This window comes from Streptosporangium sp. NPDC000563 (assembly GCF_040299985.1).
Lineage (GTDB): Bacteria > Actinomycetota > Actinomycetes > Streptosporangiales > Streptosporangiaceae > Streptosporangium.
Genome location: NZ_JBEPDA010000036.1, coordinates 25,220 through 38,318, shown reverse-complemented (window position 1 = coordinate 38,318; position 13,099 = coordinate 25,220). Strand labels below are relative to the sequence as shown.

Here is a 13,099-nt window from a genome sequence, read left to right as displayed (position 1 = left end):
GATGGAGTACCTCACCGAGGCCGTCGGCTCCGGCTGGATATCCTCGCAGGGCCCCTTCGTCAGGCGCTTCGAGGAGGAGTTCGCCCAGTACAACGGCGTCTCGTACGGCGTCGCGTGCTCCTCGGGAACGACCGCCCTCACCCTCGCGCTGCGGGCGCTCGGGATCGGCCCCGGCGACGAGGTCCTGGTGCCCGAGTTCACCATGGTGGCCACCGCGTGGGCGGTCACCTACACCGGCGCGGTGCCGGTGTTCGTGGACTGTGGCGACGACCTCAACATCGACGTCTCGCTGATCGAGTCCCGGATCACCCCCCGTACCAAGGTCATCATGCCGGTGCACGTCTACGGCCGGCGGTGCGACATGGACGCGATCATGAAGCTGGCGCACGAGTACAACCTGAGGGTGGTGGAGGATTCGGCGGAGGCGCACGGCGTGCGTCCCGTGGGTGACATCGCGTGCTTCTCACTGTTCGCCAACAAGATCATCAGCGCCGGCGAGGGAGGTGTCTGCGTCACCAACAGCGAGCATCTCGCCCAGCAGATGGCCCACCTGCGCAGCATGGCCTTCAGCAAGGAACACGACTTCATCCACAAGAAGCTGGCCTACAACTTCCGCATGACGAACATGCAGGCCGCGGTCGCCCTCGCCCAGCTGGAGCAGATCGACGAGATCCTCGCCATCCGCAAGCGGATCGAGAACCACTACGACAGCGGGCTCGACGGCATCGAAGGGCTCACCCTCATGCCGCCCCGCGACGTCCTGTGGATGTACGACATCCGGGCGGAGCGCCGGGAGGAGCTGCGGGAGTTCCTCACCGACGCGGGGATCGAGACCCGGCCGTTCTTCCAGCCCATGAGCCGTCAGCCGATGTACTTCAACCCCGACTGGCCGGCGCTGAACGCCGCCCGCTTCGCGGCCGACGGGCTCTACCTGCCCACCGACCCCGGGCTGTCCGAGTCCGACCAGGACTTCGTGATCGAGAAGGTGCGGGAGTTCCATCTGGAGGGTCGGCACACGCGTATGTGACCCGTCGGCCGGTACGTCTCCGGGCCGTTGTCCGCCGGTCGCTCCGGACGGTCGTCCGTCCGTGCGTCACCGCCCGTCCGTCCCTGCGTACACGTCGCTCGTCCGTCCGTACACGTCACCGCTCGCCCGTCCGGCTCGTGCGTCACCGCCGGCGCGTCGCCTCAGATGGCCGTTCGCCGGAACTCCGGCCACAGCTGCGGCCACGGGGCCCGCGGATCGTCGCACCGCCAGACGGGCGTGCCGACCTCCAGGCCGAGTCCGGTGTCCACGGTGGCCACCTGCCGCACGTCGCCGAAGTACGTGCGCAGCCGCTCGCCCTCGTCGCCGACGTACAGCACCGTGCGGGTCCCCTCGGGGGGCATGCCGAAGTACCAGTACCCACGGCTGCCGCTGTACGTCTTCGGCAGCCCACGCTCACCGCCGTAGAACTCGAGGGCGGCGGCCTGCCAGTAGACCCTGGTGATCACCACGGCGTCCCGCCGCTCGTCCGGCGGCAGTGTCCGGTACGCCCGGCTGACCGTGTCGGCGAACTCCGGCCAGCCGAACTGACCGATCGTGATGAGCTCGACCCCGAGGTTCTCACCGGCCCTGGGCTGCCGCACCCACTCCGCCGGCAGCACCGGTAGCCAGTAGAGGGACGGCAGCACCGACAGCGCGACGACCGGCCAGGTGGGCACCCAACGCCACCAGCGCGCCGCCCGGCGCCGCTGCAGTTCGACCGCGGCCGCGGACCACAGCACGGGGAAGAGCCCGATCACGTAGTACCACCGGCCACCGGCCAGCCAGAAGACCAGGATCACCGTGACGGCGGTCACGCCGTAGAACCGGTAGGGCCTGAGCAGCGGGGAACGCAGCAGCCGCCACAGGCCGTACCAGGCGAGCACGGCCCCGGCCAGCAGGCCGGGCTGGGCGAGCACGAGCGGGAGGAACAGCGCGCGGCCACCGTTCAGGCCCACCTCCTCCGACACCGTCCGGACCATCTCGAACTGCGGCCATCCGTTGCCGGCCTGCCACGCCAGTCCGGGAAGCGTGGTGAGCAGGGTGATCGCGGCACCGGCCCACAGCAGCGGCCTGCGCGGCAGGTCCCGTGGCCCCACCGCGAGCGCGGCCACCGCCAGCGCGAGCCACAGCACCGGGATGAGGAACTTGACCTGCAGGGCGACGGCCGTGGCGAGACCCGCCCACAGCAGCGGGCGGTCGTCGGACCGCCCCTCCTCACGCAGCCGGACCCAGCGGATCACCAGCCATGAGACCACCGCCCACAGGAAGCCGTCGAAGGCGTTCGTCGCGAGGAGGTGGCCGTTGACGACCATGCCGATCGCCGACACCGCCGCGGTCATCACCTGCGCCCGGCGCCGGCCGCCCAGCTCCCTCGCGATCTGGGCTGCGACGACGACCCCCAGCGCCGTGACGAGCGTCGCCGGAAGCCGCAGCGCGACCAGGGATCCGGGAAACAACGTGTCCATCGCATGCGCGATCAACGGGAGCATTGGCGGCTGGTCGGCGTACCCCCAGCTCAGGCGCTCGCCGGCCGCCACGAAGTACAGTTCGTCGGCGAAGTAGCCGTATCGGCCACTCGTCACCAGCAGCAGCACCGCGACCGCTCCGGCGATGACCGACACCGGCCCCCGGGCGAGAGGTGCGATCGTGTCCTCCGACGCACCGGTCGCCGTCCGCGCCTTCGTCACCGGCTCGCCCATCCCTCACCCGTCCTGTTGTTCCTCGAACCGCGACGTCCCACCGGGAAACGGTCAGGAAATGGCGAACTCGGGCGAGTAGATGTCAAGCCAGCAGTGCATGTCGATTATCTTGTCGAGCAGCAGCTTGTCTCCGTGCGATATCTTCGCCGAGTCCATTTCGACAATGGACTTCAGCCATTCTCGGTTGAACAGCGTGAACAGCGGGCTGTGCGCGTCGGTCAGCACCTCTTTGGCCTGAATCTGCAGGGTGCTCGAATAGCGGACGTCATGCATCATCGTCGGGTAACCACTCTTCACCCGATTGGCCACCGACGGCGGAAGCAGATCCTTCACGGCGTGCCTCAGCAGGCTCTTCTCCCTGCCGTCGAACGACTTGAGCTTCCAGGGGGTGTTGTAGAGGTACTCGACGAGACGGTGGTCACAGTACGGAACCCGCACCTCAAGGCCGACCGCCATGGACAGCCGGTCCTTACGGTCGAGCAGCATCCGCAGGAACCGGGTCAGGTGCATGTGGAACATGACGCGCATCTGGCGCTCGACCCGCGACGCGCTGTCGAGGTGATCGACGGCCGCCACCGCCGTCGCGTACTGATCCCCGAGATAGCCTTCCAGTCCCATCGCCTGCAGTGCCTCCCCCGTGAAAGGCATGACGGCGGAGGCGCTGGGCTGCGAGTTGAGCACCGTCGCCATCCAGGGAAAGATGGGAAGCGCGCGCATGTCGTCGTGGAACCACCGGTAGCCGCCGAAGTTCTCGTCCGCCGCCTCGCCGGACAGGGCCACCGTCGATTCATTGCGTATTTCTCGAAACAGCCTGTACATCGAGATGTCCGATTCACCGAACGCGTTCGGCGTGTCCCGTGCAGTGATCACGGAGCGGCGAATGGTCGGATCGGCCAGATCATCCGCGCTCAGCACCACCTGCCGGTGCACCGGCTTGATCAGGTCGACCATGTCCTTGACGAACGGCGCGTCCGGGGTGCTCCGGAACACGTCCGCCTTGAAGCGGTCGACGTGATCGACGAAGTCGACCGAGAACGTACGTACCCGTTCACCGCTCGCGGCCAGCCTGGGCGACGCGAGAGCGGTGATCGCGCTGGAATCCAGCCCACCGGAGAGCAGGACGCACTGGGGCACGTCGGAGATCAACTGTCGGCCGACGGTGTCGCCGAGCAGCTGCCGCACTCGTTCGACCGTCTTCTTCTGGTCGTCGGTGTGCGGCGCCGTCTGGAGTCTCCAGTACGTCCTGTCGCGGATTCCGCTCGCCTGGACGGTGACGATCGTGCCCGGCTCGACCTCGTGCATCCCCTTCCAGATCGCCTGGCCCTGTCCGATTCCGGTCACCGCGGTGCGGATCCCGTCGAGGTCGATGGCCTTGCGGGCGAGGGGGTTGGCCAGAATCGCCTTCGGTTCCGATCCGAACAGCACACCGTCGCGAGTCGGGTAGTAGTAGAGCGGCTTCACTCCCAGGCGGTCACGGATCATGACGAGCTTCTGGTCACGGGAATCCCAGACGGCGAACGCGAACATCCCGTTGAGGTGGTCGGCGACGCCTTCCCCCCATTCGAGATAACCGTGCAACACGACCTCGGTGTCGCTCGCGGTGAGGAACCGGTGCCCTTTGGCCTGCAGTTCCTTGCGCAGCTCGATGAAGTTGTAGGCCTCGCCGCTGTACACCAGGACCACCGGACCGTTCGGCGTGGCGAACTCCATCGGCTGCACGCCGCCGTCCAGGTCGATGACCGCCAATCTTCGATGACCGAGCGCGACGTGTCGTTGAAGCCATGTTCCGGAGGCGTCGGGCCCGCGCAGCGCCATGGTGGCGGTCATCGCGTCGATCGTGGCCTGCCGTTCGGTCAGATCCGCGTCATAGGACACCCAGCCGGTGATCCCGCACATAAAGGGTTCTCTCCTTGTCCGTCAAAGAAATCGACCGCGGCTCTCATGAGCGGCCTGCCCGGTCGTATCCCGGCAGACCACCGATGAGGGTCGAGAGGTCTGCCGCGGACCTGGCCTTTCACCGGGGGCGGCCCGTACCCGGCACTTGCCTGTCGGCTGGAGGCTTGGACGACATCGGGGAGATGTCATCGTCCACCCCGCCCCGGTAACGCAGACACCGGCCCCGGCACCCTACTGAGACCTGATGCTATGAACGCTCGGCTAGGAAAACGCCTACTTAATCCGAGAATTCGACGCCACCTGCGATCATGCCTCTGACCTGGGACAACAAGGGAATTCTGTGTCCACGAAAGTGCGGCACCCATAAAACGGACACCGTTTTTCAAAGAATCAGGCGGGCCGTTAACAGCCGTCCGCGCGCCGGGCCGCGAGCGCCCGCCCATCACCCGCATCGACGCCGCGAATCTAATGATTTCCGGGAATCGGTCACACCAGGATGTGCCGGACAGGAAACTCAAGATCGCTGCTCGGATCCGTCACACATGTCACCTCGGCAGCCGATCCAGGGAGGCAACCAAGGGTGAACCCGACTTCGACCACCACCGGCCCGGCCCTTGAACGTCCGACCGTGACGCGATGCGCGCTCTCATAGCGACCGTCGGCTCCGAGGGGGACGTCCAGCCTTTTCTCGCCCTCGGAAAACGCCTGATCGCCGAGGGTCACGACGTCGTGTTCTCGGCCTCCGACAGCTACACCGCACGCGCCGGCGCCGTCGGCGTTCCCTTCGTCGGCAGGCCGACCTGGAACGAGACGGAATTCCAGGCGAACTACCTCCGCATCATCAGCGAGAGGAACAAGCTGCGGCAACTGACCGTGGTGATCGAATTCCTGGCGCAGGAGCAGCGTGCCGCGCTACCTCAGCTGATGGCGCTGGCCGGTGAGGCCGATGTCGTCATCCACTCACCGCTGGCCATCGGCGCGGTCGCCGCGGCACGCGCGGTCGGCACGCCCCACGTGAGCGTGCACCACACCTGGCCGCTGCGCCGAGCACGCGGGCACGGCCCGACCAATGTCGACCTCGGCCCCGTCGGCAACGCCCTTGCCTGGGCGGTCACCGGCGCGGGAGTCAGGCTCGCGACCGACAAGCTCCTCAACCAGGTCGTCGCCGCGGCCGGCCTTCCCCCCTGGCGCGACATCCTCTTCGACGCGAGCCATTCGCGCCTGCTCAACCTCATCGCCATCAGCCCGCACACCCTTGAGCACGATCCGCTCTTCGGTCCTGCCTACCTCAACACGGGATACTGGTTTCTCGACGAGCCGGACTACGTGCCCCCGGACGACCTCGCGGCGTTCGTGGCCGACGAGCCGCCGGTCGTGATCGGCTTCGGCTCGAACAACGGGTTCGACGCCAACGCGGTCACCGAGCAGCTGCTCGACGCGGTCAGCGGCCTGGGCCGGCGCGTCGTCCTGCTGTCCGGCTGGGCGGGGCTCGGAGACCAGGAGCTCCCGCCCCACGTCTTCCTGGCGGGCTTCGTCCCGCACGGGTGGCTCTACGCCCGCGCCGCGTGCGTCATCCATCACGGGGGCGCGGGCACGACCGCGGCGGCGTTCCGCGCCGGTATCCCGCAGGCGGTCGTGTGGCTCCAGGGCGATCAGCTCCACTGGGGAAGAAGGATCGCGCAACTCGGTGTCGGGCCGTCTCCTCGTTCCCAGCACGCCCTCAAGGCCGGCTGGTTGCGGGGCGCGCTCGACAGCCTGCTCGACAACGGCGACATGGCGGCCCGTGCCCGGATGCTGGGCACCGCGATCCGCGCGGAGGACGGAACCGGTATGGCGGTCCGCGCGATCGAGAAGGCGTTCGCGGCCAGGTGAGCACGGCCGCGGCGGCAGTCGCATCGCACCCGAAACCCGCGCGGCGAGGCGCATGACCCGGGCGCGGCCGTACCGCCGGGGTGCCCTCAAGGTGCTGTCGGGGTGCGGCGATCGAAGTCGTCGAGAGGGTCCGTACGGCGGGCCGTCGGAGATCGCGTCACCGCGCGGGTTGCCCCTCACACCAACCCGCGAAGCGGCACCGGGACTTCCGGTCGCGATCCCTACGCGTCAAGGGACTCCCACCAGGATCGGTTCTCCTGATACCAGGTGACGGCGTCCGCGAGGCCCTCCTTGAAATCGATCACGGGTTCGTAGCCGATCTCCTCGGTGATCTTCCCGTGGTCCAGCGAGTACCGGTAGTCCTGGACGCGCCGGTCCGGCACGTAACGAACCCGGTCCCAGTCGGCACCGGCCAGTTCGAGCAGAAGACCGGTCAGCTCACGGTTGGTGAGCTCTATCCCGCCGCCGATGTTGTAGATCTCACCGGCGCGGCCCTTGTCGAGGACCATGGAGATGCCCCGGCAGTGGTCGTCGACGTGCAGCCACTCGCGGACGGCGCTGCCGTCGCCGTGCAGGGTGAGGTCACGCCCCTGGAGCAGGCGGGTGACGAAGCGAGGGATGATCTTCTCCGGGTACTGCCGGGGTCCGTAGTTGTTGGAGCATCGGGTGATCGAGAGGTCCAGGCCGTAGGTGCGCCAGTGCGATCGGGCGAGGCAGTCACTGGCCGCCTTCGACGCCGAGTACGGGTTGTTGGGCTCAAGCCGGAACCGTTCCGTCCACGACCCCTGCTCGATCGACCCGTACACCTCGTCGGTGGACACGTGCACGACCCGCTGGATCCCGTTCATCCCGCACTGTTCGAGAAGCCGGTGGGTGCCCATCACGTTGGCCCAGACGAACGGCTCCGCGTCGTCCACCGCCCTGTCGACGTGCGACTCGGCGGCGAAATGCACGACCGCGTCGTGCCCCGGCACGAGGTCGGCGAGCAGTTCCCGATCGCAGATGTCACCGCGTACGAAGGTCAGCCTTGGATGTTCCTCGGGCAGGTTCTCCCTCCTGCCGGCGTAGGTCAGCTTGTCCAGAACGGTGATTCGGGTGTCCTCGTGGCCGGGATATCGGCCTTCCAGCATTGACCGAACGAAATGGGATCCGATGAACCCAGCTCCGCCAGTGACCAGGATTCGCATCTGATACTCCTTCATCCGCGTTACCTGCCTCGCCTCTGGCGGACAACTCGGACGGAAACACGGTGTCGGCGATCATGTGATTCCCCCAGATCAAGGGGTTTCGTTCAGGCGATTGTGCCTCAGCCGATCAGGTAATTCCCCTAGTGTTGTCGGACGTAGGCTCCGACCGCCGGCCGATCGAGGACTGGTCGTGAGCTGTCGAAACGCCTTCCGGCAGATCGAGCGCGGTGGCCACGGCGGCCGGGCGACCCGACAGCTGGAGGGAGAGAACGCTGATGGACACCACCAGCCGGTGCCTGGTGTGCGGGGCCGACCGCCTGGAGGAGGTGGTCTCGCTCACCCCGACTCCGCCCGCCAACGACATCGCGCCCACCGCGGAGCTGGCCAGAGCCCAGGACCGATACCCGCTGGACCTCGTGCGCTGCGCCGGATGCGGCCTAGTCCAGCTGGTGGACGTCATTCCCCGGTCGGTGCTGTTCGCCGACTACCGGTACGCCACGGGTGCCGCTCCCGCCCTCGTCGACCACTGCCGTGCGCTGGCCACCCTGGTCACGGATCGGCTGGGGCTCGCCGCCGGGGCGAAGGTGCTGGAGATCGGCTCGAACGACGGCACGCAGCTGAGCTTCTTCGGTGAGCGCGGCATGCGGGTGCTCGGCGTCGACCCGGCGGTAGAGGTGGGAACCTACGCGCGGGAGCACGGGGTTCCCACGCTGACCACACATTTCGGTGTGAAGACGGTCGAGAGGATCCTGGGCGACATCGGACCCGTCGACGCGGTGCTGGGCAGTAACGTGCTCGCCCACGTCAACGACGTGAACGGAGTCCTCCGCGCGATCCGCATGCTCCTCAAGCCGGGGGGCAGCGCCGTCATCGAGGTCGCGCACGTCCTGCCGATGGTCCAGCACGGTATCTTCGAGTTCGTCTACCACGAGCACCTTTCCTACTTCTCCCTGCACGTGCTGGCCCGGGCGGCCGAGGCGAACGGCCTCGCGGTGTTCGACGCCGAGCTCATCTCGACCCAGGGAGGCTCGCTGCGCTGCTGGATAGGCCGCGACGACGACGGCCGCTCCCCGAGCGCCGAGTTCGACCGGATCCTGTGGGCCGAGGTGGACGCGGGGGTGCCCGACGGCGGTTTCCTCGACGGCTTCGCCAACCGCGTCGACCGGGTCTGCACGACCCTCAACGACGTGCTGGGCGGCCTGTCGAAAACCGGCCGGCGGATCAGCGGGTACGGCGCGTCGGCACGAGCCGTCACCCTCCTCTCCCAGGCGGGAGTGGGCGGCGAGATCGACTGGATCGTCGACGACAACCCGCGCAAGGTGGGCAAGTTCACGCCGGGCGACGGTATCCCCATCGTGGGCTCCGAGCGGCTCGTCGCGGACTCGACCGACTACTGCGTACTGTTCGCCTGGAACTTCGAGGCCAGTATCCGCGCACGGTCGACGGCGTTCTCCGCGGCCGGCGGCTCGTTCGTCGTGCCGTTCCCCGAGCTGTCCATCCGGTGAGGCCGATCCTGTCGGCCCGGCACATCGCGTGACGATCGTCTGGAGGAGTTGACGTGCACGTCCTGGTCACCGGAGGTCTGGGTTATCTCGGCCGTGCGCTCACCCCCGGGCTTCTCGCCGCCGGTCACCGGGTCACCGTCCTGACCCGGGGCCACCCGGACGCGGAGCGGCCCGCCGACGTCGGCCTGGTGGAAGGCGATGTCCGCGACCGCGGCCGCATCCGGGAGATCGTCGCCGCCGGACGCTTCGACGCGGTGTGCCACCTCGCCGCGGTGTCGCGGGGGCGGGACTCGTTCGCCGACCCGCTGACGTACTACGACGTGAACGTGGCCGGTACCCTCAACCTCCTCATGGCGCTCGACGACATCCGCGAATCGGTGCCGCCGGTTCGATTCGTGTTCGCGTCGACCGACAAGGTCTACGGTTCGCGGCACGTCGGCGCCCTGGGCGAGGACGTGGAGCCCCATCCGGAGAGTCCCTACGCGGCGTCGAAGGTCGGTGCGGAGCAACTCGTCGCCGCGTACGCCGCCACCGGGGCGATCGGCGCGGTCACGCTGCGGTGCTTCAACATCGCCGGAGCGGCCGGCGGGCGCGCCGACACCGACACCGCGCGCATCATCCCGAACATCTTCCGCGCGCTCACCGGCGAGTCGCCGTACGTCACCCTCAACGGCGACGGGTCCGCGGTCCGCGACTTCGTCCACATCCTCGACGTGGCGGCGGCGATACGGCTCTCCCTCGCCGCCGTGCGGGTGGGCGAGCACCGCGTCTACAACATCGGGAGCGGCACCGCGTCCAGCATGGCGCAGGTCGTGGCGACGGCGGAAGCCGTGACCGGGCTCCCGGTACCGGTCAGGAAGGCGCCGCCCAAGCCGGAACCGCAGATCCTCACGGCCGACAACGGCCGCGCCGTGAAAGAGCTCGGCTGGCTTCCCGAACGGTCGGACCTCACCGAGATGATCACCGAGGCATGGAACGCCTGGAACACCTGACGATCGGCCGCGCGGGCGAAGCCCGCCGTCGGCCCGCCGTCCGCGACGGGCCGACGCGGCTACGCCCCGAGTTCCCTGGCGATCTCCTCGTTCACCGCCTGCTGGTGCCGGGTGAGGAAGAAGTGACCGCCGGAGAACACCTTGATACGGAAACGCCCCGAGGTGTGCCGGCTCCAGGACTCCGCCTCCTCGATCGTCGTCCTCGGGTCGGCGTCCCCGGTCAGCACGGTGATCGAACCACTCATCCGCTGCTCGGGATCTCCGGTGTAGGTCTCGATCGCGCGGTAGTCGCCGCGCAGCGCGGGCAACGCCATCCGCAGGATCTCCTCGTCGCCGAGCAGCCCGGCGTCCGTGCCGTTCAGCAGCTTGAGCTCGGCGATGATGCCGTCGTCGTCGCGCCGGTGCACCGACTCGTCCCGCTGGGTGGACGGCCCACGGCGTCCCGAGGCGATCAGCGTGTGGGGCGCGTTGACGCCCTTGCGCTCCAGCCGGCAGGCCACCTCGAAGCCGATCACCGACCCCATGCTGTGGCCGAAGAAGACCGTCGGCTTCTCCGACAGCGTGATCAGCTCGTCGACGATCCGATCCGCCAGGGTGCCGATCTCGGTGATGCACGGCTCCCGCAACCGATCCTGCCGACCGGGGTACTGGATGGCCACCACATCGGCGCCCGGCGAGAACCTGGCCGAGGCCGGACGGAAGAAGCTGGCCGATCCGCCCGCGTGCGGGAAGAACACCAGGCGCTTACCCGCCCCCGCCGCCGGATGGTAGCGACGGACCCATGCGGTGCTGACGTCGTCCGCGATACTCACGATCCGTTGACCCCTTCATCTCGCCGAATAGCACTCGGGACCAGTGAAACCCATCGCGACTCACAAAAACACTAGAAGCCGGGCCGGTGGGTTCCGCCCCGAGGCCGCCGACCTGTCCTCAGGCCACGAACTCCGGTGATTTCCTGGTCTTTCGCCGTTTACTGTCACCACTGGCCGTCACTGCGCGCCGCCACCGAGTCGCGCCGCCAGGTCGATCGGCCGGCCACCGTCCAGGTGCGCCGGGTACGCGCCGTACAGAGGATGTCATGGACGCAGACAGCGGAGACCCTCGGGGTCAGCAGGCAGGCGGCATACCAGCGCCTCGGATGGAGAAGGTTCCGCGCGGGCGGGTGCGCCTCGGCGGCCTGGGCAGGTGGAACTCGTGGCGGCCGCTGTTCGACCTGGTCCGGCCGCACAAACGCGTGCTGCTGCTGGGTGGCGTGTTCACCCTGGTGGGGAGCTCCGCCGGGCTGGCGATGCCGATCCTCGCCAAGAGCGTGATCGACGCCTTCGGAAACGGTGGCGACCTCGCCGGCCCGATCCTCTGGCTGTCGGTGGCGGTCCTGCTGGCGGCCCTGCTGCTGGGGGCGGGTCGCTTCCTGCTGGAGCGGATGGGCGAGGGAATCGTGCTGACCTCGCGCATGAGCCTCGTCGACCGCATCCTGCGGCTCAGGGTGGCCGACGTGGACCGGCTCAAGCCGGGAGACCTGCTCTCCCGGGTCAACTCCGACACCACGCTGCTGCGCGCCGTCTGCACGGACGCGCTGGCCAGCTCGGTGAACGCGATCTTCATGTTCCTGGGCGCGGTGGTGCTGATGGCCGTCATCGACGGCCTGCTCCTCCTGGTCACGCTCGCGGTGGTCGCCCTGATCGGCCTGATAGCGGCGTCGATCGTGCCGCGCATCGGCCGGGCGTCGCTCCAGGCCCAGGTCGCCCTCGGCGAGATGAGCTCCATACTCGACCGCGCGCTCCAGGCGTTCCGCACGGTCAAGGCCAGCGGGGCCGAGGCACGCGAGATCGCGGTGGTGGGCGTCGCGGCCTCCGAGGCACGTGACCGCGGCGTGGCCGCCGCCGCGTGGACCTCGGTCACGAGCGTCGGCACCTGGATGGCCACCCAGCTGGCGTTCCTCGCCGTGCTCGGAGTGGGCGGCGCGCGCGTCGCCGGCGGGGCGTTGGAGATCTCGTCGCTGGTCGCGTTCCTTCTCTACATGTTCTACCTGGTCTCCCCGATCGGGACGCTGATCGACAACCTCACCCAGATGCAGAACGGCCTGGCCGCGATAACCCGTATCCAGGAGATCTCCGAGCTTCCGTCCGAGCCGCCCACCCCTGGGACGCGGGAGCCGGAGAGCACCGACCCCGTCGGCCTCGTCTTCAGCGGCGTGGTCTTCCGGTACGGCGAGAACCGGTCGATCGTCCACGACCGGGTGGACTTCGAGGTGCCCGCGGGCGGCATGACCGCCCTGGTCGGCCCTTCGGGAGCCGGCAAGTCCACGGTCTTCGGGCTCATCGAACGGTTCTACGAACCACAGGCCGGGCGAATCCTCATCGACGGCCGGGACATCCGCGAATGGCCGCTGAGCGAGCTGCGCGCCTCGCTCGGCTACGTGGAGCAGGACGCCCCCGTCCTCGCCGGTACGTTCCGGGAGAACCTCGTCTTCGGCGCGCCCGGCGCCACCGAGGAGGAGATCGCCCACGCCGTGGCCCGCACCCGCCTGGACGATCTGATCGCCCGCCTGCCCGAAGGCCTCGACACACCTGTCGGCCACCGCGGCGTCCTGCTCTCCGGCGGGGAACGCCAGCGGGTGGCCATCGCGAGGGCACTGCTTCGCAAACCCCGTCTGCTGCTGCTCGACGAGGCCACCTCGCAGCTCGACGCCGTGAACGAGCTGCGCCTGCGCGAGGTGGTGGCCGAGGTGGCGCGGGAGACCACGGTCCTGGTCATCGCCCACCGGCTCTCCACCGTCACCGGCGCCAACCGGATCATCCTCATGGAGGCGGGCCGGGTCCGCGCCTACGGCACCCATGACGAGTTGGTCGACGCCGACGACCTCTACCGCGAGCTCGCCGCGACCCAGTTCCTCGTCACGTCCTGACGCTTCAGGAAG

The 13,099-nt window shown here is 68.6% G+C and carries 9 protein-coding genes; 5 read left to right on the top strand and 4 right to left on the bottom strand.

Translation table 11 applies throughout. The annotated features are described in order from the left end of the window. The first annotated feature begins 1 nt into the window (after position 1). A complete protein-coding gene (locus ABT352_RS38395; protein WP_350949972.1) occupies positions 2-1,027 on the top strand; it encodes a DegT/DnrJ/EryC1/StrS family aminotransferase in 1,026 nt (341 codons plus the stop codon). Between the two features lie 161 nt (positions 1,028-1,188). On the opposite strand, the gene ABT352_RS38390 is transcribed toward ABT352_RS38395, so the two are convergent. Both ABT352_RS38390 and asnB read right to left on the bottom strand, forming a co-directional pair. Continuing rightward, positions 1,189-2,727, bottom strand: a complete 1,539-nt coding sequence (locus tag ABT352_RS38390) for an ArnT family glycosyltransferase (protein WP_350949971.1) — start codon at positions 2,725-2,727, stop codon at positions 1,189-1,191. Positions 2,728-2,778: 51 nt separating this feature from the next. Beyond that, positions 2,779-4,623: an asparagine synthase (glutamine-hydrolyzing) gene (gene asnB, locus ABT352_RS38385; protein WP_350949970.1), complete on the bottom strand. Its 1,845-nt coding sequence runs from the start codon at positions 4,621-4,623 to the stop codon at positions 2,779-2,781. 636 nt (positions 4,624-5,259) lie between these two features. Here asnB and ABT352_RS38380 point away from each other — a divergent pair. Continuing rightward, entirely contained in the window at positions 5,260-6,495 is a 1,236-nt protein-coding gene (locus ABT352_RS38380) for a glycosyltransferase (RefSeq protein WP_350949969.1), read from the top strand. Between the two features lie 221 nt (positions 6,496-6,716). Here ABT352_RS38380 and rfbB read toward each other — a convergent pair whose 3' ends face one another. Further along, complete coding sequence (gene rfbB, locus ABT352_RS38375; RefSeq protein ID WP_389779851.1) at positions 6,717-7,682, bottom strand: dTDP-glucose 4,6-dehydratase; 966 nt, start codon at positions 7,680-7,682, stop codon at positions 6,717-6,719. A gap of 275 nt (positions 7,683-7,957) precedes the next feature. On the opposite strand from rfbB, the gene ABT352_RS38370 reads away from it, so the two are divergent. Continuing rightward, on the top strand, positions 7,958-9,187 hold the full coding sequence (locus tag ABT352_RS38370) for a methyltransferase domain-containing protein (protein ID WP_350949967.1): 1,230 nt from the start codon (positions 7,958-7,960) through the stop codon (positions 9,185-9,187). 53 nt (positions 9,188-9,240) lie between these two features. Further along, positions 9,241-10,179 carry an NAD-dependent epimerase/dehydratase family protein gene (locus tag ABT352_RS38365; protein WP_350949966.1) on the top strand — a complete coding sequence of 313 codons (939 nt, stop codon included), beginning with the start codon at positions 9,241-9,243 and terminating at the stop codon, positions 10,177-10,179. A gap of 59 nt (positions 10,180-10,238) precedes the next feature. Here ABT352_RS38365 and ABT352_RS38360 read toward each other — a convergent pair whose 3' ends face one another. Further along, entirely contained in the window at positions 10,239-10,991 is a 753-nt protein-coding gene (locus ABT352_RS38360; protein WP_350949965.1) for a thioesterase II family protein, read from the bottom strand. Between the two features lie 326 nt (positions 10,992-11,317). On the opposite strand from ABT352_RS38360, the gene ABT352_RS38355 reads away from it, so the two are divergent. Then, on the top strand, positions 11,318-13,087 hold the full coding sequence (locus ABT352_RS38355; RefSeq protein WP_350949963.1) for an ABC transporter ATP-binding protein: 1,770 nt from the start codon (positions 11,318-11,320) through the stop codon (positions 13,085-13,087). Positions 13,088-13,099 lie beyond the last annotated feature (12 nt).